Origin of the sequence: Pedobacter psychrodurus (assembly GCF_032678585.1) — a bacterium.
GTDB classification, from domain to species: domain Bacteria; phylum Bacteroidota; class Bacteroidia; order Sphingobacteriales; family Sphingobacteriaceae; genus Pedobacter; species Pedobacter psychrodurus_A.
The window spans coordinates 81,068-103,262 of the sequence record NZ_JAVTSN010000017.1; the positions used below are offsets into that span (position 1 = coordinate 81,068).

12 protein-coding genes are annotated in these 22,195 nt (G+C 40.1%); 6 read left to right on the plus strand and 6 right to left on the minus strand.

Going from position 1 to position 22,195, the window contains the following annotated elements; all coding sequences use genetic code 11:
- Positions 1-32: 32 nt before the first annotated feature.
- Positions 33-1,802 (minus strand): ABC transporter ATP-binding protein, encoded by a 1,770-nt coding sequence (locus R2S57_RS13215; RefSeq protein WP_316845421.1) that lies wholly within the window; start codon positions 1,800-1,802, stop codon positions 33-35.
- A gap of 79 nt (positions 1,803-1,881) precedes the next feature.
- Entirely contained in the window at positions 1,882-2,634 is a 753-nt protein-coding gene (truA, locus tag R2S57_RS13220; RefSeq protein WP_316845422.1) for a tRNA pseudouridine(38-40) synthase TruA, read from the minus strand.
- A 202-nt stretch (positions 2,635-2,836) separates the two neighbouring features.
- Here truA and R2S57_RS13225 point away from each other — a divergent pair, with 202 nt between their 5' ends.
- The 6 genes from R2S57_RS13225 to R2S57_RS13250 all read left to right on the plus strand — a co-directional run bounded on the left by R2S57_RS13225 (position 2,837) and on the right by R2S57_RS13250 (position 12,329).
- The gene (locus tag R2S57_RS13225) at positions 2,837-3,304 is read left to right on the plus strand and encodes a DUF4293 domain-containing protein (protein WP_316845423.1); all 468 of its coding nucleotides are present in this window, start codon (positions 2,837-2,839) and stop codon (positions 3,302-3,304) included.
- A gap of 34 nt (positions 3,305-3,338) precedes the next feature.
- Positions 3,339-4,196 carry an alpha/beta hydrolase-fold protein gene (locus R2S57_RS13230; RefSeq protein ID WP_316845424.1) on the plus strand — a complete coding sequence of 286 codons (858 nt, stop codon included), beginning with the start codon at positions 3,339-3,341 and terminating at the stop codon, positions 4,194-4,196.
- A 322-nt stretch (positions 4,197-4,518) separates the two neighbouring features.
- Positions 4,519-6,435 (plus strand): DEAD/DEAH box helicase, encoded by a 1,917-nt coding sequence (locus tag R2S57_RS13235; RefSeq protein ID WP_316845425.1) that lies wholly within the window; start codon positions 4,519-4,521, stop codon positions 6,433-6,435.
- Between the two features lie 949 nt (positions 6,436-7,384).
- Positions 7,385-9,226, plus strand: a complete 1,842-nt coding sequence (locus tag R2S57_RS13240) for an alpha-L-fucosidase (protein ID WP_316845426.1) — start codon at positions 7,385-7,387, stop codon at positions 9,224-9,226.
- 282 nt (positions 9,227-9,508) lie between these two features.
- Complete coding sequence (gene bshC, locus R2S57_RS13245) at positions 9,509-11,095, plus strand: bacillithiol biosynthesis cysteine-adding enzyme BshC (protein WP_316845427.1); 1,587 nt, start codon at positions 9,509-9,511, stop codon at positions 11,093-11,095.
- 148 nt (positions 11,096-11,243) lie between these two features.
- Positions 11,244-12,329, plus strand: a complete 1,086-nt coding sequence (locus R2S57_RS13250) for an Ldh family oxidoreductase (protein ID WP_316845428.1) — start codon at positions 11,244-11,246, stop codon at positions 12,327-12,329.
- Between the two features lie 598 nt (positions 12,330-12,927).
- Here the strand turns inward: R2S57_RS13250 and R2S57_RS13255 are convergent.
- From R2S57_RS13255 to R2S57_RS13270, 4 genes are read right to left on the minus strand one after another with little or no spacing between them, the layout of a single operon-like run.
- Entirely contained in the window at positions 12,928-15,600 is a 2,673-nt protein-coding gene (locus tag R2S57_RS13255) for a glycoside hydrolase family 3 C-terminal domain-containing protein (RefSeq protein WP_316845429.1), read from the minus strand.
- Between the two features lie 2 nt (positions 15,601-15,602).
- Positions 15,603-17,030, minus strand: coding sequence for an alpha-L-fucosidase (locus R2S57_RS13260; protein WP_316845430.1), 1,428 nt, complete (start codon positions 17,028-17,030; stop codon positions 15,603-15,605).
- A 49-nt stretch (positions 17,031-17,079) separates the two neighbouring features.
- Positions 17,080-18,714: a SusD/RagB family nutrient-binding outer membrane lipoprotein gene (locus tag R2S57_RS13265; RefSeq protein WP_316845431.1), complete on the minus strand. Its 1,635-nt coding sequence runs from the start codon at positions 18,712-18,714 to the stop codon at positions 17,080-17,082.
- 21 nt (positions 18,715-18,735) lie between these two features.
- On the minus strand, positions 18,736-22,191 hold the full coding sequence (locus R2S57_RS13270; RefSeq protein ID WP_316845432.1) for a SusC/RagA family TonB-linked outer membrane protein: 3,456 nt from the start codon (positions 22,189-22,191) through the stop codon (positions 18,736-18,738).
- Positions 22,192-22,195 lie beyond the last annotated feature (4 nt).

The window sequence follows — 22,195 nt, forward strand, 5'->3', positions numbered from 1 at the left end:
TAAATTAAGAAAATCCTTAGAATAAATGGGTTTTAAACTTTAGCAATCCCCTTCGATGAGAACTGCAGATCGTAAAGTTTTTTATAGTAGCCGTTTAATTTTAACAGTTGCTGGTGCGTTCCTTTTTCTTTGATCTCGCCTTTATCGAGCACAATAATCTGATCGGCCTTTTGAATGGTTGATAAACGATGGGCAATTACAATCGAGGTACGGCCTTCCATTAGATTATCAATAGCTTTTTGGATCAACAATTCTGTTTCGGTATCTACTGATGAGGTAGCCTCATCTAAAACCAGAATTGCCGGATTGTGTACCAGTGCACGGATAAATGAAATCAATTGCGCCTGACCTGCAGAAAGTGTAGCGCCTCGCTCCATCACATTATATTGATAACCACCAGGCAAACGCTCGATAAAATCGTGTGCACCTACCTTTTTTGAAGCATTCACCACTTCTTCGATGGTAATTTCTGGATTGTTGAGTGTGATGTTATTTAAAACAGTGTCTGAAAACAGGAAAACATCCTGAAGTACGGTAGCAATATTGCTCCTCAGGTAATCCAGATCAAAATCTTCGATATGGATGCCATCTACGGTAATATCTCCCCTTTTCACTTCATAAAAACGGTTCAGGATATTGATGGTAGAAGATTTACCTGCGCCTGTTGCGCCCACTAATGCTACGGTTTCGCCAGCTTTCACCTCAAAGCTGAGGTCTTTCAGCACATAGTTTTCGTCGTTATAAGCAAACCAAACCTGATCGAATTTGATGTTCCCTTCCAATTTGGCGGGTTTTTGTGTACCCTCATTCGGCGTAGCCTCATCAGTATCCAACACTTTAAATACACGTTCGGCGCCTACCATCCCCATCTGCAGGGTGTTAAACTTATCGGCCAATTGGCGGATCGGTGTAAACACCATGCCCAGGTACATGATAAACTGGGTGATGGTTCCTGGCGTTACATCAAGCGGTTTAGAAAGGATGCTTTTGGCACCATACCACACCAATAAACCCAACGACATGGCCGAGATCAACTCTACCACAGGAAAAAAGATAGAATAATACCAGTTAGAACGGATATTGGCATCGCGATAACGCTTGTTAATGGCGTAAAATTTTCTGTACTCCTGTTTCTCCCGGGCAAAATACTGCACGATTGATACCCCCGTAATGTGTTCCTGTAAAAAGGTATTCAGGTTTGAAACCTCATTTCTGATCTCCTGAAAAGCTACCTTAATTGCTTTTTGGAATTTCCTTGTTGCAATGATCAATAACGGAATGGGCAAAAGTACCACCAAACTCAATTGCCAATCGGTATATAACATCACACACACAATTACCACCACCTGCAAACTATCACCAATCATGGAAATTAAACCTTCAGAAAAAATATCGGCAATGGTTTCCAGGTCAGAGACCGTTCTGGTAATCAATTGTCCGATTGGGGTTTTATCGAAGAATTTAAGGCGAAGTTTAGTAATGTGGTTAAAAACATTGATCCGCAGGTCGCGGATAACCGATTGCCCCAGCGTATTGGTTAAAAGGGTGTGGTTATATTGGATCAAAGTCTGTAAGATCAACATAAAAACCATCAACATGGTCATATTCACCAATCCAGAATAATTGCCGGTTAAAATATAATGATCCAGTGTATACTTAATTAAAAACGGACGTACGGGAGAAATGGCCGCAAGTAGAATGGTTAAAACAACCGACCACACAAAAACGGCACGGTAAGGCTTTACGTATTGAAAAATACGTTTCAGTAATCCGGTGTTGTATACGTCGCCTGTAACTGCCATGTTTTTAATTTAGAATGAGGGAATTTTGAATGAGTGAGTGTTAGGGATAATTTCATCATTCTCTCATTCAATCATTCAATCATTTTATATAATCGTATGCTATCTTCACTAAATACAAACCACAGGCAGGTACCGATTGTCCGGCTTTACTGCGGTTTTTACTTTCTATAATTGCTTTAAAAGCTGCTAAATTTATTTCTTTTTTACCGATTTCTACCAGGGTACCCATAATCGCCCGCACCATATTGCGTAAAAAACGATCGGCCTGAATGGTAAAAACCAATCCGCCTTCCTGCTGTTCGAAAACCGCTTTGGTGATCTTACAATTATTGGTAAAAGTTTGGGTATTCGACTTGCTAAAACACGAAAAATCGGTATAATTTAATAAAATCGCTGCGGCCTCATTCATCGCTTCTACATCGAGTCGGTCTTTAACCAACCACGACCGGTTAAGTTTAAAAGGATCTTTTTCGAAATGCAGGTAATATTTGTACGCACGGGCAGTGGCATCAAAGCGGGCGTGGGCATCATCATGTACAGGTATAATACGTTTCGCTGCAATTTGGTACGGTAGCATCGCATTGATACCGGTTATGGCATTTAACACCCTAGCCTCTTCCACGTTTTCCACATCAAAATGGGCATAAAAATCAGTAGCATGTACGCCCGCGTCGGTTCTGCCACAGCCTAAAGTTTCGATCGGTTGGCGGAAAAATACAGACATCGCCTTATCCAACAATTCCTGAACGGTTATTGCATTGGGTTGGGTTTGCCAGCCATGGTATAAGCTGCCATCGTAAGCGATTTGTATGAAATACCTTTTTTTACTCAAAGCGATGCAAAAGTACAGTTTAGCTCGCAAAGGGCAAAGCGCTGGGTAGAGAGTTTGGAGTTTAGGGTTTGGAGTTCGGGCGGAAATACCTATCAAAAATAGCAATTCATGTTCCTTACTCATTCCTACTCCTATCCGGGAACTTTAATCTTTCTTTCTTTTCTCAAAAAAGGCTAGATTTGTTGCTATATATTTTACATTCATGATACAAAGAATACAATCGATCTGGCTTTTATTAGCAGCTTTAACTTTAGTTCTAATGTTCTTTTTGCCAATTGCAAGCAAAGAAATTAAAGGTGCAAAATCGGAAATATACACGAATGGCTTACATCAAAAAATTGAAGATAATAGTGGATCAAGCTTAAGTGTAGAGCCTTTTTTTCCATTGCTCATTACAAATATCGCGATTGCCATGATCTGTTTTGTAAATATCTTCAACTTTAGAAAACGTAGCTTTCAGAAACGTTTTGCCATAGTTTCGATCATATTAATTATTGGTTTCGCCTTTTGGTGCAGTGTATATGCCCAAAAATTACCAGGGGGTGTTGAGGGTGCAAGTTTTGGTGTTGGGGCATATTTACCCGCATTGGCCATTTTATTTGTAGTATTGGGCATTTTCGGCATCAATAAGGACGAAAGGTTGATCCGTTCGGCTGAAAGGTTGCGCTAATTCTTTAATTTTAACCAAAAAATTACTGCGCTCTATGCGTGTTAAAATAAGTCATATTGTTTATTATACCTGTGCTTTGGTTTTGCTCTGTGGGATCTTATCTTGTAGCAAGCACATCAACACTTCCGGCAAAACCAAAGTCGCGAAAAGCGTAGATTCCCTTTACCTCAAACAGAGAATAGCGGAGATTAAAAGTTTAAATACCGATATTTTTACCAAAGCATCATTCAAGGGCACAGCCGATACTGCAATTGTTTACCGATTGTTAAAGCCCAATAACACCAAAACGAAACTTCCATTGGTGATCGTGTTTCATGGATCAAACGCGGTTGGGAACGACAATACCAGTCAGCTTGGTATTTTGGCAAAACTATTTGCCAGCGACGAAATACAGGCGAAATATCCTGCTTTTGTTTTAGCCCCGCAGTTCCCTTCACGTTCGTCGAATTATGTTTTAGACCGGAGCAGAAATGTATTGACTTCGGTACCGCAATCCTGTTTAACGACTGCTTTACAACTGATCGACAGTTTGAAAAACAATTTAAACATTGATGAGAAAAGGATTTACCTCATCGGTTTTTCGATGGGTGCTTCTTCGGTGATCAATGCATTAGCGTTAAAACCAGATGTATTTGCTGCAGGGATCAGTATTTCGGGCATACCGCAATTCGACCAGGTAAACGTACTGGCGAACATCCCTATATGGTTAATCCACGGCAATATAGATACCGAGAATCCTTTTGATAGCGACAAACAGTTTTTTGAAGAGGTAAACGCTAAAAACAAAACCAGGTTCTGGGAATTCGATAATCTTGCCCACAACGATATTTTCGCACCCGCAATTTTAACGGATGAACTTCCCAAATGGCTATTCAAAAACAAACGTAAATAGCTGCATTGCTCTGGCCACCTAAACCCGGTTGGAGTGGAAATCCTTTTTAAAACCTGAAAGGTTTAAAAAGATTGAAACGGAAAACGGGACTGATGCGACCCAAGCACCACTGCAACTGCTTTCCAAATAAAAAACACGCTTCTCTAACGCAATCACGGCCTCCATTTAACTTGATCCATCCCACATTTTCCCTCATCCATTTTACATTCCCCATTATCACCTTATTCTCAAATATTTAGCTTAAAAAACTATTTACTTGATTATCTGTAAAATACGGATTATTAACCTTACCTTTGCGGCTCAATTAAAAATAAAAAGACGAATGACAAACCCATTTCAATTATTGGGGATAAGTGATGACGTCGTTAATGCCGTAAAGGATCTTGGATTTGAAACTCCAACACCTATTCAGGAGCAAAGTATTCCTGTACTGTTAGAAGGCACTAATGATTTTGTTGGTTTGGCCCAAACAGGAACAGGAAAAACAGCCGCATTTGGTTTGCCGCTGTTAGAACTAATCGATTTTAAAATTAACAAACCACAGGCATTGATTTTATGCCCTACCCGTGAGTTATGTTTACAAATCGCTAACGACCTTAAAAACTTTTCTAAAAACGTTGCTAATGCCCACGTTGTTGCCGTTTACGGTGGCGCGAACATTATGCAACAACTACGCGAAATACGCCAAGGCGTTCAGATCGTAGTGGCCACGCCCGGCCGTATGTTGGATATCATTGGCCGTAAAGCCATCGATTTTTCTTCAGTTAAATATGTTGTGCTTGATGAAGCTGACGAAATGTTGAACATGGGTTTCCAGGACGACATTAACGACATTTTATCAACTACACCTGATGACAAAAAAACCTGGTTATTCTCGGCTACCATGCCTGCAGAAGTTCGCCGTATAGCTAAAAACTATATGGATAACCCTGTAGAATTAACTATGGGCACAAAAAATACCGGTAACGTAAACATCGAACACGAATATTATATTGTTCGTGCACGTGATAAATACGCAGCCTTAAAACGTATTGTAGATTTTAACCCTGAAATTTTTGCAGTAGTATTTTGTAAAACCAAATTGGATACACAAGATGTTGCCGAGCATTTAATTAAAGATGGTTATAATGCGGATGCTTTACACGGCGATTTATCGCAACAACAACGTGATAAAGTAATGCAACGTTTCCGTGAGCGTAACATGCAGTTGTTAATTGCTACTGATGTTGCTGCCCGTGGTATCGATGTAAACAATGTAACTCACGTAATCAACTATTCTTTACCTGACGAAATTGAAAGTTATACCCACCGTTCGGGCCGTACTGGCCGTGCTGGTAAAACCGGTATCTCTATCTGTATCATCAACTCTAAAGAAGTTGGAAAAATCCGTCAGCTGGAGCGCATTATTGGTAAACAATTTACCAAAGCTGAGCTTCCTACAGGATTTGATGTTTGTGAAAAACAATTATTCTCTTTGGTACATAAAGTACACAATGTAGAGGTTAACAACGAACAGATTGATCAGTACATTCCCCGTATTATGGACGAATTTGCTGATTTAACCAAAGAAGATGTAATTAAACGTTTTGCTTCGTTAGAATTTAACCGTTTCTTGGATTACTATTCCAAAGCTCCTGATTTAAATGCAGCAGTTGGCGACGACCGCGGTGCAGACAGAGGCGAAAGAGGTGCCGGACGTGGACGTGGTAGCGAAGGTTACACCCGTTTGTTCATCAACTTAGGTTCGGTAGATGAGTTTACCCGTGGCGATATGTTGTCATTTATCTGTAACAACGGTAAAATTGGTGGCAAAAGTGTTGGTAAAATCGATTTAAAAGGTGTTTTCTCTTTCTTTGAAGTGGAAGACGATGTAGCTGACAAAGTTTTTGAAGGCTTTAAATCTGTTGAGTTTAACGGTCGTCAGGTACGTATCGAGAAAAGCGGAGACGGTGGTCGTGGTGAAGGCGCAGGTGAAAGACGCGGTGGCGGCGAAAGACGTAGCGGTGGCGGTGGTTTCGGCGGTGAACGCAGAAGCGGCGGTGGCGGCGGCGGTTATCGTGGCGGCGGCGACAGAAAATCTGGCGGTGGTAGCGGACGACGTGAAGGCGGAAGCGGCGGTGGCGGTTTCAGAGATTTCTCTGGACGTAGCCGTGACGACAAAGGTGGTAACACCGGAGGTCCACGCAGAGAAGGCGGAAGCCGTGAAGGTGGAAGTGGTGAGCGCAGAAAAAAATGGTAAATCACTAAACCAAATATATTACAGCCGTCCCGATTTTTCGGGACGGCTTTTTTTTGCAATAAGTTTTTTTTCTTGGCATCGACCACGCTAATTTATCCGTCGGTGAGATACCATTGGTATTATTATATTAGGGAGAAAGTCTGCCAAAAGATGTCACCCAGAGTATAGTCGAAGGGTATTCCTGTGATGTCAGATGTTACCATCTGACATGTCTTTGTGCTGCCGGATGTTACCATCCGGCAGAAAATCGAGTTCTTAATTTATTGCTTCTATAATGATCATTCAACCAAATGATAATACCTATTTACAAATTTTCATAGGAAATAAATCTCCAGTCAGATGCTAACATCTGACTCCACATCCAATTTTTCTTTAAAAAAACAGCTCTTTGTGCTGTCGGATGTTACCATCCGGCAGAAAATCAAGTTCTTAATTTATTGCTTCTATAATGATCATTCAACCAAATGATAATACCTATTTACAAATTTTCATAAGAAATCAATCTCCAGTCAGATGCTAACATCTGACTCCACATCCAATTTTTCTTAAAAAAAACAGCTCTTTGTGCTGTTGGATGTTACCATCCGGCAGAAAATCAAGTTCTTAATTTATTGCTTCTATAATGATCATTCAACCAAATGATAATACCTATTTACAAATTTTCATAGGAAATAAATCTCCAGTCAGATGGTAACATCTGTCTCCACATCCAATTTTTCTTTAAAAAAACAGCTCTTTGTGCTGTCGGATGTTACCATCCGGCAGAAAATCAAGTTCTTAATTTATTGCTTCTATAATGATCATTCAACCAAATGGTAATACCTATTTACAAATTTTCATAAGAAATAAATCTCCAGTCAGATGGTAACATCTGTCTCCACATCCAATTTTTCTTTAAAAAAACAGCTAGAAAATACTATATTTAACGTTTAGCTATACTAAACAAATCATGCGTTATTTAAAGTTTTTTATTGTTTTATTCCCTTTATTTATAGTGAGCAGGCTTAACGCTCAACAAAAAGTTTCAGATCAAAAAATGCAATGGTTTGCTGATGCCAAACTGGGTATTTTTATCCATTGGGGTATTTATTCGGTGAATGGTATTTCCGAATCCTGGTCTTTTTTCAACAATTACATCAACCATGATGCTTATATGAAACAGCTTAATGGTTTTACCGCGGCAAAATATAATCCGAATGAATGGGTAAACCTCATTAAAGAAAGCGGTGCTAAATACGCAGTAATCACCACCAAACACCATGATGGTGTATCGCTCTGGGACAGCAAAATGCCCAATGCAACCACAACATTAAATAACAGTGCTGCAAAAAAAGATTTGATTACACCATTTGTTGCTGAACTTAAAAAATCTGGCTTAAAAACGGGCTTATATTTTTCTTTACCCGATTGGAGCTATGCTGATTATGATGGTTTTACGCGCGACAGGAAACGCTACGATTATAAACAGGATCCTACCCGTTTTAAAAAGTTTCAATATTATTTCCAGGGGCAGCTCAACGAACTTTCGACAAAATACAATCCGGATCTTTTGTGGTTTGACGGCGATTGGGAGCACAGTGGAGAAGAGTGGCAGGCCAAAAACATATTAGAAAATTTACGCAAAACGAATAAAGATATCATTGTCAACTCACGCTTAAACGGCCATGGCGATTACGATACGCCCGAGCAAGGTGTTCCGGTAATAAAACCAGGCTCACCAGAATGGGAACTTTGTTATACGATGAACGATTCGTGGGGTTATCAACCTTACGACAACCATTATAAATCATCTAACATGATTATCCGTACCCTGGTTGATTGCATCAGTATGGGTGGCAATTTGCTATTGGATATCGGACCAAAAGCCGATGGAACAATTGCTTCAGAACAGGTTCAGATTTTAAAAGATTTAGGCCGTTGGACCAAAAAAAATAGCGAGGCCATTTATGGTACGCAAACCGGTATCTCTCCAAAACATTTCAATGGAAAAACGGCGCTATCCAAAGACAAAAAAACCTTATTCCTCTATCTGGATTACAAAACTGAAAAAGGTATTTCATTAACAGGTATAAAATCAAAAGTAAAAAGCATTCAGCTGGTGGGTGGCGGGCAGGTTAAATTTGCCAATGTTAATGATTCGGATTATACGTTCAATATTCCTTCAACTGATTTTGATCAGGATGTAACGGTGGTAAAGGTAAGTTTTGATGAACCTCTTGATCTTATTGAAAGTCCAAACGGGACCTCTTCGTTAAAAGACCTCTTAACAGAGCATAAAAAATTAAATTCAGCTGCTGATAAGCTAAAGCAATTGGCCAATAGCTTAGATAAAGGAATCAATATTTTTAACGACAGCAATTTAGCGGCTGATGGATTGGATTTTAATGCCAAGATTAAACCTCTTGACCAAACGGTGAATAATTGGGTGATTAAAAACGCTGAAGCCTTATACAAAACAACCGGTGGAATTCCAGCAGGCCATTACCAGGGCAAAACCGCACTATCAGCTGATAAGCAGACGCTTTATTTATTTGTTGAAGGAAGTCCAACCGGACCCATTGCGATAAAGGGTTTGAAAAACAACATCAGCAGAATCAGGATTGTGGGCGAAGGTACTATGCTTCCGCACGAAATCTATAATAAACTGTATTGGAGTAAAATACCAGGTATTGTTTACATTCCGGTTCCAAAAGATAAGTTAGATCCTGAATTAACCGTAATTGCGGTGCTTTTAGATGGGCCCATTGATTTATACCGCGAAAAAGTTGGCGCAATAGAAAGCAATCTCTAATTATTTTGTGCCTAAAGATCCTTCGACCAGCTATCAATGACAGACTCCAGTAGAGGGGCGTCTCGACTGGAGCATCACGGAATGCCTACCTTTACAGGCGGGGATATAAAGATCCGTGTTTATCCCCGCCTGACGAGTCGGGCAGGTGTGTACATCTGTGGTTAAAAACCCTTAACTTAATGACATTGATGGTACGGCGCACGTGGCTAAAAATTATTTAACAATTGTAAAATAGTGGTACAACTTTACGATTATCCTTAAATTGCATTACTTTCGCACATCATGCAGGCAAAATATATCTCGTATCAGGAAACCGGATCTTTTTCAAAACTGGTTTTGGATTATATTAATAACGAAGAGCAGCTTAAAGCTTTTTACAGTTACCGTCCTGATATGGAGGGTTTGGCCAGGGCAATTGAAAACAGAAATTTCTTAGGGAATAGAGAAACACTAGTTAAAGTTTTACAAGATCAATACCAGCATTTACAACCCAATAAGTCGGTTACCAAAAACATAGAACTTTTAGGTCTGCCAAATACCTTTACTGTAACAACAGGTCACCAATTGAATTTATTTACCGGTCCGCTTTATTTCATCTATAAAATTGTAACCACCATTAATCTAGCCATTGAGCTAAAAATGGCCCATCCTGATCAAAACTTTGTTCCGGTTTATTGGATGGCTACGGAGGATCATGATTTTGATGAAATTAACCACGTAAGTGTTGATGAAAAAAACATCAGCTGGATACAGCAAACCAATGGGGCAACCGGCAGACTGAGTACTAAAACCGTTGCCGCAGCGGTAACCGCATATAAAGGTTATTTAGGCATCTCAAAAAATGGAAAACGGATTGCCAAACTGGTAGAACAGGCCTATCTGCAACACGATAATCTAGCCGACGCCACCCGGTTTTTGGTAAACAATTTATTCGAAAAGTATGGTTTGGTCATTGTAAACGCAGACGATAGCCGATTAAAAAAGCAATTCGCGAATATCATTACCGAAGATATTATTCAGCATAACAGTGCGAAGAATATAGATAACAGTTCAAAAAACCTCGAGGATTTAGGCTATAAAACCCAGGTAAACGGACGCGATATTAACTTCTTCTATATGATCGATAATCTGCGCGAGCGTTTGATCTTCGAAAAAGGAAAATATATCGTGAACCACACGGATATCAGTTTTACCGAGGAAACATTAAAAGCTGAAATAGAATCACATCCTGAGCGTTTTAGTCCGAATGTAGTGATGCGGCCCATGTACCAGGAAGTTATTCTACCCAACATCGCTTATATAGGTGGTGGTGCAGAAGTGGCTTATTGGATGCAATTAAAAGCAAATTTCGATTTCTATAAGGTTGATTTCCCGGTTTTATTGTTGCGTAACTCAGCTATATTGATCGATAAACGCAGCGCCCAGAACATATACCATTTAGGTTTTTCTTTAGAAGATATTTTCTTACCTGTTGAAGAATTAAAAAACATCTGGGTAAAGCGGAATACAACCGCACAATTGAGTTTGGCTGACGAAACAAGAGCGATTAACAGTATTTTCGATCAGATTAAGCTCAATGCCTATAAAATCGATAAAACGCTTTCCGTTTCTACAGACACTGCTAAACAAAGAACCAATCATTTATTGGCCAATCTGGAAAAGAAACTGTTCCGCGCAGAAAAACGCAAACACGAAACGGCATTGCTGCAAATTGAGCATGTTAAGAAAAGGCTTTTCCCTAACGGCACACTGCAGGAAAGAATATTGAATATTGCGCCCATGTACGTAAATTATGGCGAAGATTTTCTTTCTTCCTGTATTGAAAATTTTGAACCATTGGGCGGCGATTTTACTGTTTTATTACCGTAGTGTTAGTCCGAAGTCGGGAGTCAGAAGTCGATAACCCCAAGCCCCCAATCTCGCTACTTGCTACTTGATACTCCATACTTAATACTTGATACTCGCTACTTGATACTCCCTACTTAATACTCAACACCTACAACCTGATACCAATAAAATGAACTTTATCACCTTTACCGAAACCAACCTTCGTACTTTTACTTATAGCGTTTTTAAAAAAATGGGCTGTTCTGATGCGCATGCTGATTTGGCAACCGATGTATTGGTCCGTTCAGATTTACGTGGTATTGATTCGCATGGTGTTGCCCGTTTAAGTGGTTATGTACGCTTGTGGGAAAAGAAAAGAATTAATGCAACGCCTGATATTAAAATTGTGCACGAAACACCAACTACTGCAACCGTAGACGGTGATGCAGGTTTAGGTTTGGTGGTGGCCCCTTTTGCGATGAAAGTGGCCATCGAAAAAGCAGAAAAATATGGTAGCGGATGGGTATCGGTTAAAAACTCCAACCATTTCGGTATTGCAGGTTATCATGCCTTGATGGCGGTAGAAAAAGATATGATCGGCATCAGTATGACGAATGCAAGTCCGCTGGTTGCCCCTACCTATGCCAACGAACGTTTACTGGGTACCAACCCGATGTGTTATGCTTTCCCGGCAGGAAAATATCCACCTGTAATTGTAGACATGGCCACCGCAGCCGCAGCGAACGGAAAATTAGAAATTGCCCAACGTGCCAACAAAAGTATTCCTGATGGCTGGGTTCAGGATAAAAATGGGGAAAACTCTACTGATCCCAACGAATTAAAAAATGGCGGCTCGCTTTTACCTTTGGGTAGCGATAAAGATCACGGCAGTCATAAAGGTTATGGTTTGAGTGCAACGGTTGATATTTTATCAGCGGTATTATCGGGCGCAAATTATGGCCCCTGGGTACCTCCTTTTGTGGCCTTCTTAGAACCCTCGGCAAATCCGGTTGGCGAAGGATTAGGCCATTTTTTAGGCGCTATGCGCGTAGATGGCTTCAGACCGGCGGAAGACTTCAAAAGCCATTTAGATAATTGGGTAGAACGCTTTAAAAGTGCAAAAACAATAGATCCTGACAAAAAGGTCATCATTCCAGGGGAACCTGAGCACAAATTTGAGCAGGAAAGAAAAATTAGTGGGATTCCGATCATTGATGTAGTGGTGAAGGACCTGAATGAACTGGCTGTAAAGTTAGAGATAGCCGGTCTTAGTTAATGGTTCAATGGTTGATAGACTATTGTCGATTTATATAACCACAGAGCGCATTGAGATATAGGCACGAAGATCACAGAGTTGGGTGCAGCAATTCTATTTTTATCTTAAAGATCCTTCGACTACGCTACCATTGATGTTATTTTTTAATTATTTATTAATGAGAAACTTAAAGGTATTTGCATTTCCTCCCAGCTAGGCCATAGCACCTCATCCACGTTCAACTAAGACCCGGCCTAACAAATTTTTCGGACCCCACAGACCAAGCCACTCTACTGGCTTCCAAAGAAAAATTTTCAGCCGGCATTTTTTGTTTCTTTTTGATGCCAAAAAGAAAGAGCCCTTCGGCGGCGGCGAGCCGAGGCAAGACGGAGCAGCAGGACAAAAAAAAATAATTTATACGTCAATCATGTTGATTTTTATGAAAAAATTATCCCTTAGGATGACACCCATAGAAATTCCGTGCTTTCTATGTTGCCCTGCCCGAATGGCAAGGCGGGCGTGGCAAAAAATCTAGTTTATAAAAAAGCCGCAGATTTAACCAGAATCTACGGCAACTATTACTTGATATGGTTTATACCCAACCATAGGGGGTGTCTTTTTAAGGTTTAACGGTTAAGTTATCTTTTAAATAAAGTGCTTTACTTGATGAGCCGATCATGATCCGATATTCTCCGGGAACAACTTCCCATACATTATTGATATTGAGTGTTTGAAGTAGCTCTTTATCTACCTTGAAAGAAATTACTTTAGTTTCGCCTGCTTTTAGATTTACTCTTTGGAAAGCCCTTAAGGCAAGAACAGGCTGTGCCAGCTTGCTCAATAATGGCCTCATGTACAACTGTACCACTTCCTCACCATTATCATGTCCAGCATTTTTAAGCGTGAAGCTTACTGTAGCTGTTTCATTTTTAGCGATGCTTTTGCGGCTAAACTTTAAATTTTCATAAGAGAAACTGGTATAACTTAATCCATAACCAAAAGGGAAAAGCGGTTCGCCACTTAGATTATTATAATCATCGCCCCTACCTGTAGGTTTATGGTTGTAAACCAGGGGTAGTTGTGACTCATCAATAGGATAAGTAATAGGAAGTTTTCCTGATGGATTTACCTTTCCGAGCAATACATCTGCAATGGCACTGCCGCCTGCTTCGCCCGGGTACCACACGTTTAAAACCGCACTCACTTTATTTAACCACGGCTGCATATTAATGGCGCTCCCTCCGGTTAATACCACTACAACCGGTTTGCCTATTTTTGAAAGTTCTTCGAGTAATAATTCTTGATTACCGGGTAAGTTTAACATTGCCCTGTCTAAAAACTCCCCTTCTTTTATGCCCGCAACGAACACGACCACATCATTATTTTTAGCCGCTTTTACGGCATCAGCTATTTCGGTTGTTGGCTTGGTAGCATAATCCCAGATCAGTTTGATTTTGCCATTGCCTTTAGATTCGAAGAATTCGACCTTAATGGCATAATCTTTATTTTTTTCAAAATGAAATGGAACTGTTTTGGTACTGAAAGATCTTTTATCCCAATGATCAATAATCAACTGATTATCCAGATATAATCGGTAACCATCATTACCTTCCAATCCGATATTAACATCAACATTTTGTGGCACCTTAATATTTCCTTCCCACCTTAGCGAATAGTCATCCAACTGGAGCTGTTCATCTGGCGGGTACAAAGTCCAGCTAAAATTGACAGTTTTATCATTTACTTCCTTTATCGGTTTGCCCGAGAAGTTAAGTCCTTTATAGTATGTTCCAGCTAAGCCTGATTTTTGATTTGTAGAAAGAAACTGACTATCTATTGGAATGTAGGTATGAAGCTCCCTGCTGCTGCCTTTTAAATAACTAATCTCCATTTCATTGGATACCGCATTTTTTAAGCCTTCCAATATATTGATCTTATTGTTTCCAGTGCCACTATAACCACCCAACCGGCCTTCAATTGCATCTTCACCGAGAAGTAGAATCCGTTTTGTGTTTTTTAATGGAAGCGTATTATTATCATTTTTAAGCAGCACAAAGGACTTTAATGCAGCTTCTTTAGCCAGTTGATGGTTAGTTTGATCAGTTAACATCTTTTCGGCAACACTTTCATCTACATAAGGGTGCTCAAACAAGCCAAGTTCAAATTTAGCCCGCAACACTCTCGCAAGTGCATCATCAATTCTTGATTTTGGAATGCTGCCATCCAAAAATGCTGGCAGAAAAAGTTTGTAATGGTTATAATCCACCTGAAAAATCACATCCAAACCAGCATTAATAGATTGCGCGGTGGCATCTTTGTAGTCTTTAGCCGTAAAGTGTAATACGTTGGCGCCACCCACTGCACCGGCATCAGAAATGGTAAACCCTTTAAATCCCCATTCTGTTTTTAGCTTCGTGGTAAGCAACCATTTGTTTGAGGTAGCTGGTGTGCCAAAAACACTATTATAGGAAGTCATTAATGAGCGTATACCGACATTTTTAACCCCATCTTTAAAAGCTGGAAAGTGGATTTCTTCCAAATAATGTTTATCCAGTTCGATTGGATAGCTATCCCTTCCGCCATCGCCTACATTGGCCACAAAATGTTTTGGGGTAACAATGATGTTTTGCCTTTCTATGGCATTCATAAAAGCATGGCCCATCACGGTTGTTAAATAAGGATCTTCGCCATAGGTTTCCTCTACCCTGCCCCACCTTACATCGGTAGCCATATTGATCACTGGAGCCAAAAGGTCCCGCAGGCCACGTGCGCGGGCCTCAGCAGCAATAGCTGTACCTACTTTGGCCACCAGAGTGGTATCGAAACTTGCAGCCAAACCGATGGATTGTGGAAATGCGGTAGCCCCTTCTCGAACCAGGCCGTGTAAAGCTTCATCAAAGGCAATCATGGGAATCCCCAGACGGGTTTCTTCAACGAAATATTTTTGAATTTTATTGATCTTTCTAGCCAGTGAAAGTCCGTCTTCGGAAGTATTGTAGCTTAACATCTGCTGTGCATTGCCACTGCCTTGTGCGGCGGCACTCACCTGTAAACCAAAAATCCCCTGCTTAAATTGATTCTTATTTGCTTCGGTAACATCACCGGGAATCATGAACAACTGCCAGAATTTTTCTTCTGGTGTCATTCTCGAAATCAGGTCTTTTACCCTTAAACCGATGCTTAATTTTGAATTTTTATAAGGTAAAACCGGCCCTTTTTTAACTTGCGCATAAAGACCGCAAGAGACAAATAGTGCAGGTAATAAGTATAGGTATTTAATCAGTTTTAGCATTGTTAATTGCTTTCAGGTGTAAAAGAAAAAGTCAATGCTATTTTCTCTTCAGTTTTAGGAAGATTGAAATGTACCTTACCCTCTTTTAAGGTCCATTTTACCTTTTGGTTTGTACTTAAAATGGTAATTGATGTTCCTTTTTTAGGGATACTTCCTTCCCATGAAATTTCTTTAACAGGGCCATCGCCGAGTAAAGTGATCCCGTAAATCGTCTTCCCATCCTTGCTCTGGGTAAACCAGTTTTGCCCGTCATGGTAGTTTTTGGTAATTCTTGTTTCATAGATAGCAGTGCCATTTTTACTCGTCCATTTACCAATATCTTCCAGTTTAGCAACTACCTCATCAGGTAAAGTTCCATCTGCTTTAGGACCAACACCCAAAAGCAAACTTCCACCTTTGGCCACAATTTCTACTAATTTATGTACCACTTCAGCAGCAGATTTATAACGGTCGTTGGCCACAAAACCCCAGGCTCCACCTAAGGTCATACAGCTTTCCCAGGGGTAATCCAATTGTTTTTCGGGGATCTTCTGCTCAGGCGTTTGGTAGTTTTCGAACTGACCATGCACTGTTCTATCCACCACAATTAAACCCGGCTGTGCTTTCCTGGCATCAGCGGCAATTTTAGGCATATCAATATCCTGACTCCATTCTGGAATTGGCATTCCCCACGAAAGCACTTCCTGGTTTACACTGGCCCGTGGACGGACCCAGCCACCATCTAACCATAAAATATCGATGCTTCCATAATTGTTCATCAGCTCACCAATCTGGTTCTGGGTATAACTTTTAAACATATTCCAGCGCCATGGGTTCTTTCTGATGTCGTAATTGTTATTCCTGTTCGCTGTGGCATATTTGTCCCACCAATAGTATTGCGAATGCCAGTCGGGTTTAGAAAAATAAGCACCGATCATAAAGTTTTCCTTACGGAAAGCATCGAAAACATATTTGGCAACGTCTTTTTTAGCATTGGTAGAAAAAGGACCTTTAGCAATGCTAAAATCAGATTGTTTGGTATCGAACATGGCAAAACCATCATGATGTTTGGTAGTAAACACCAGGTATTTCATCCCAGCATCCTTACCTGCCTTTGCCCATTGCTCAGGATTGAACTTTGTAGGATTAAATTTTTCGCTAAAACCCCAGTACCATTTTTTATAATCTTCGTATTTGACGGTACTGTCTCTTTCGATCCAGTCTTCCGAGCAGATCGACCAGGATTCGATAATCCCGGGAACAGCATAAAGCCCCCAATGGATGATCATGCCGAATTTTTTATCCTGCCAGGTATCGAGTTTCTTTTTAACGGCATCATCTTTAGGCGATTCGTAAATCTCCGATTGGGGCATGATGTCGTTTTGCTGGGCGAAGGCTACAGCTGAAAAGCATAAAAACAAAAAAAGTGATGTAAAGTACTTCTTATTCATTTTAAGTAATTAAGAATCCCAGCATTCATATGCTGGGATTGATCATAAATTATGGCATCCAATACACCTTTTTGGCAATCTGAACATTGGCATCTACATTACCACCAATGGCATTCAAATTAGAAAGATTGTTGGTTTTCTCATCGTCAGGATAAGGTAGCCTATTATAGGTAACAGGAGTATAAGTGGCATCTTTAGGTGTTACTCCGGTACGACGCACTGTACACCAGGTTTCTACTGCATTAAACATACTTGCCAGCCACGATTGAGTAATGATTTTCCGATAATTCCCGGCCACATCACCAGTTGTAAATTTAACAGCAGGATTACTGGTAAAAACATCAATCTGTGCCTGGGTAATTGGACCCGGTTTTGCAGCCGTGGGCCATAATGCGGTCGTATTACTGTTAACAGTAGTGTACCAAAAGTTAACAGAAGCTTTCATTCCGGCATTGTATTCTGTTTCGGCCAATGCCTGATCCGCACCAACACCTATACCCTGATTATAAATTTCGGCCTTTAAGAAATGTACATCTGCTTCGGAAATAATAACATAAGGGAAACTCTGAAAATCACGAACGAGGTAATAATTAAATACAGCAAATTTATTACCAGGATCGGTACCTGGAGCCTTTGGGCTATTGGTAGATTCATTCGGGTAAGGTGTACCGCCATCTTGTATAGATCCATTTTGTGGTTGAGGTACCCATTTACCTGCGTTGTTTGGCATAAACCATACTTTGTAACGCGGGTCAAAAAAGCCGGAACCATTATCAGCATTGGTAGACGACATTTTAGCAAACACATTCGAACTCATCCTGATGTTTGAAACAGAGAGCTCCCGAAATGCATACCAATAGCGATCGCCATAATCTGGAGAATTTGGTATCACTACTAAAGGAAAACTGCCAAAATTACTTTTGTATAAAGCGGTAAGATCCTGATCATTAGGCAGAGGGTAAATAGATGGGTTTCCTAAAATCTCTGCAATGGTAGCTTTAGCCTTTGTTTGCAAATTGGTTTTGCTTAAACGAACAGCATAACGCAACCTTAAGGCGTTTCCAAACTTTTTCCAGGCAACAAAATCGTTGGCTAAAAAAGACTCATACGTACCGATTGAGCTTTGGTTTGGACCACCAACACCTTCAACAGCAGCTTTTAGATCATCTAATACACTATTATAAACACTTTCTTCTTTATCATATTTCGGTTGATAGTTTGCCGAACCTTCTGTAGCAATAGCCGCCTGACTGTAGGGTATATCACCATAACGATCTAACATTGATAAAGTTTTTTGGCTGATCAGAATAGTAGCCATGTACTTTACATCATTGTAAATACCTGGGTTTGGAGATGCACTTACAAGCTTTAATAGTTGTTTATAATCTGCCAGGTCTTGGTAATAATTACTCCAAAAAGTAGTAATATAATTAATGTACGGCAAGTTTTTATTCTGAACGCCTTGCTGATTGGTAATCGGCATAAACAACCCGGCATAGATCGTATAATCCTCGTCTGTTGCACGCTTGGCCAGATTATTAAAGAAACCTGCAGGTGTTGCCGTAGAAACGGTTGCATCTTTATAGGGTTTATTTAATTCTTCGAAACCTTTTTTACATGATACCACACCAAAGATTAGCGACAGGCCAAGTATAGTATGGATTACTTTATGTTGAATTTTCATATCATTAAATGCTTTAAGTGATTAAAATGAAGACCGTATAGTAAAACCAAATGATCTTGTTTTTGGCAGAGATCCATATTCTATACCTTGCATGTTACCGATACCATTTACCCCTTCTGGATTTAAGCCTTTAGGTATGGTAGTAAAGATGTAAAACAGATCTCGTCCAACCAACGAAAGCGACAGATTTTGAATAAACTTTGTTTTTTGGAGTAATGTAGCCGGAACCTGGTAGGTTAAAGCCACTTCCCTAAGTTTCATCCAGGAGTTTTTAAATACAGATGCCGAGCGAGGTGCCCCAAGGTGGTTCCAGGCAGAAAAAGTACCCTGGTAGTACCATTGATAATTTACGACATCGTTGTTTGGAGTAGCACTTGTAACGTTGCCTTGAGCATCTCGGGTAACAAACACACCTCCGAAATTAACCCCGCTATTCGAAGTAGTTCCGTCAGGATAAACCAAAGGTAAACCCCCACCGTCACGTTCCTTTAGGGTTTCTACTAAGTTTCCGCTGCCCATACCTGCGGCATAAGAGCCAAAAAATGTATCTCCACCAATTTTTGCATCAGCCAATATGTATAATGAAAATGCCTTGTACTTAAAGGTGTTGGTAATACCACCTGTTAATATTGGTTGGGAATTACCAATTGGCACCTCATTGGCTGTTTTTACCCACTGCGTACCTGCATAATAGGTTTTGCCATTAACAGTATATTGCAATGGCAGTCCATCAGTTCCTTCAGCACGCATTACTATCTTTTCTCCATTGTAGTAGGTAAAATCCCTTCCGTATAAGGTACCATAATAATCGCCAACTTTAACACGCTGTGAAATGCCGTTACCTCCAAAAAAAGTACCTAATGTTAAGGTTTCAATTCCATCCTGTAGCGCTAGTACTTTTGTTCTGGCATGCGCTCCGCTTATAGATACATCCCAGCTAAAATCTTGCGTTTTTATTGGCGAGCCGCTTATAATGAATTCAAAACCAGTATTACCCAACGAACCCGTATTAATTTTAACATTATTAAAGCCTGATGATAAGGCTAATGGGTTATCCAAAATCTGGTTAAAGCTTTTCATGGTATAACCTGTTAAATCTATATTTAACCTGTTTTTAAATAAACCTAAATTGATACCAGCTTCAAACGATCTGCTTTTTTGTGGCTTTACACCCTCGAATTTCAATGTACCAGGTAAGCTTTGTGCTTGCTGGCCATTGTTTGTGGTTACATCCAATAAATTAAAAATAGAGTATGGATCAGTATCTGATCCTGTTTCTGCATAAGAGAGTTTCAACTTTCCAAAACTCAGCCATGGTAAACTGCTTTGTAAACCTTTGATCCCATCGGTAAATACATAACTTAAATTAGTGGCTGGGTAGAAATAGGAATTTGAACCATTTGCCAATGTACTCGACCAATCGTTACGCGCTGTAGCCTCTAAAAACAGATAATTCTTATAAGAAAGGTTTAAAAAACTATATGCTGAGTTTATTTTTTTCGCATATTTTGTTTCCTCTGGCTGTGGAACTGGGTTTGAACCATTATTTAAGGCAAAAACAAATGGCTTTACAAGGCTTCCCTCAGTTCTGTTACTCGAAACATAGTCGTTGCGATAATAGCTTTCTACCCCAGCCGTTAAGCTCGCATTAATCTCTTTGCCGAAAAGATTATCTTTGTGTAAACGGGCAAAAGCCTGCAAGTTAGTTGATAAATTTTTGGCTTGTGCCAACTTATAAGCCCCATTTGCCTGCCCTAAAACATCTGTTGGATAGTTTTTTACAGTCGTTACATCATTCGAGTTATCTACTCCACCTTGTGCCGTTACATTTAAAAAATCGGTTAAATCAGCCATTACCTTCATTCCGCCGGTAAGCCCGTTCCGATTAAAAAGCGTGTTATTGTTGTTAATATTCCAATATTGGTTACCTAAATAACCTCCACTGTAAGGATAGGCAGGTGAACCTGCAGGGAAATTACTTGGAGTAAGTACATCCTTACGCGAATTATTAGGTCCATAAGTATTATCAAAATCTACATAAGGATTATAATCTCTTGGCATAGAATAAATTACCCCACCTAAGTAGCCCGAACCAACAGCAGGGGCATTTAAACGCGTGAAGTTCACATAGCTTGCCGTAACCTCTGCACTTAATTTTTTAGAAACCTTAAGTGTAGAGCCTAAGTTAAAAACGTTCGATTGGATATTGCTATTTAAAATGTTGGCTTTAGTGTCATTTCGGGTATAGGAGATACGCCCCGTAGCATTATCATTTCCTCCGGAAACAGCAACATTATGGCTTACTACAGAACCATCAGGAAAAAATGCTTTCCAGTTATCTGGTTGAGCCGAATAAGGTCTCAAAACCCCGTCATAGTTCAATATTGGTAAATTATCAAATCTCGGCCCCCAGGATTGACTACCGGGATAACTGAAATAGGCATCAGTTGCTTTACCATTTGGATAAGGAACCGTACCGAAAGAGTTACTTAAATATTCTCCCGCCGAAGTGTAATTATTTCCGATCTGATAACGTTGGCCAGCACCATTAACCGGGAACATTTTGCTGTTATCCGCCGTTAACATAGAGGCAACTCCTCCCTGGCCATATTCATTTTGAAAATTTTGTAGCTCGTAAGGATCTGTATGTCGATAAGAGTAATTGTAATCAATGCCAAGCCCAGGACGGTTACTGCCTTTCTTCCTTGTAATTAAAATAACGCCATTTCCTCCTCTTGCACCGTATAGTGCTGCTGCAGCAGGGCCTTTTAAAACGGTAATACTCTCAATATCATCCTGATTGATAAAGTTCATACCGGTACCCCAGTCATTATTTGATGAAACATCGGCGCCTGTATTGCCTGCAACAGATGAAGTATTATTTCCGTTCACATTGGCTGGGTCGTTATTAATCGCAACACCATCTACGATGATTAATGCCCTGTTATCACCGGTTAATGAGGTATTCCCACGGACTACAATCCTTGATGAACCTCCTTCTACCCCGCCGCCTGATTGTGAAATCTGTAAACCAGCTACCTTGCCCATTAAGCCCTGCGCTATAGTAGGTGCCTGCCCTATCGTTAAGTCTTTTCCAGACACTTCTTGTGTAGAGTAGCCTAGCGCTCTTTTTTCTTTCTTAATACCGAATGCGGTGGTAACCTGAACTTCTTCCAAACTGTTGGCAGATGATTCTAATTTAACATTTACAACTGTAGATGATCCTACAGTGATTTCTTTCGAAGTATAACCAATAGACTTAAAAACAAGGATATCTCCATCGGCTGCTGAAATAGAGAATTTACCACTCCCATCCGTTTGAGTGGCTTTGGTTGTGCCTTTAATGGAGACACTTACACCTGGCAGAGGACCAGATGCTTCCACTACCGTACCGGTAATGGTTTTTTGTGCAAAAGCTGTTATTGTTAAAAAACTCAACAAAAACACACTTAAGCACTTTAAGTACATTTTTTTCATAATT

Coding starts and splice junctions, on each gene's coding strand:
- R2S57_RS13215 (WP_316845421.1), bottom strand. CDS start 1,802: ATGGCAGTTACAGGCGACGTATACAACACCGGATTACTGAAACGTATT.
- R2S57_RS13225 (WP_316845423.1), top strand. CDS start 2,837: ATGATACAAAGAATACAATCGATCTGGCTTTTATTAGCAGCTTTAACT.
- R2S57_RS13230 (WP_316845424.1), top strand. CDS start 3,339: ATGCGTGTTAAAATAAGTCATATTGTTTATTATACCTGTGCTTTGGTT.
- R2S57_RS13235 (WP_316845425.1), top strand. CDS start 4,519: ATGACAAACCCATTTCAATTATTGGGGATAAGTGATGACGTCGTTAAT.
- R2S57_RS13240 (WP_316845426.1), top strand. CDS start 7,385: ATGCGTTATTTAAAGTTTTTTATTGTTTTATTCCCTTTATTTATAGTG.
- bshC (WP_316845427.1), top strand. CDS start 9,509: ATGCAGGCAAAATATATCTCGTATCAGGAAACCGGATCTTTTTCAAAA.
- R2S57_RS13250 (WP_316845428.1), top strand. CDS start 11,244: ATGAACTTTATCACCTTTACCGAAACCAACCTTCGTACTTTTACTTAT.
- R2S57_RS13255 (WP_316845429.1), bottom strand. CDS start 15,600: ATGCTAAAACTGATTAAATACCTATACTTATTACCTGCACTATTTGTC.
- R2S57_RS13260 (WP_316845430.1), bottom strand. CDS start 17,030: ATGAATAAGAAGTACTTTACATCACTTTTTTTGTTTTTATGCTTTTCA.
- R2S57_RS13265 (WP_316845431.1), bottom strand. CDS start 18,714: ATGAAAATTCAACATAAAGTAATCCATACTATACTTGGCCTGTCGCTA.
- R2S57_RS13270 (WP_316845432.1), bottom strand. CDS start 22,191: ATGAAAAAAATGTACTTAAAGTGCTTAAGTGTGTTTTTGTTGAGTTTT.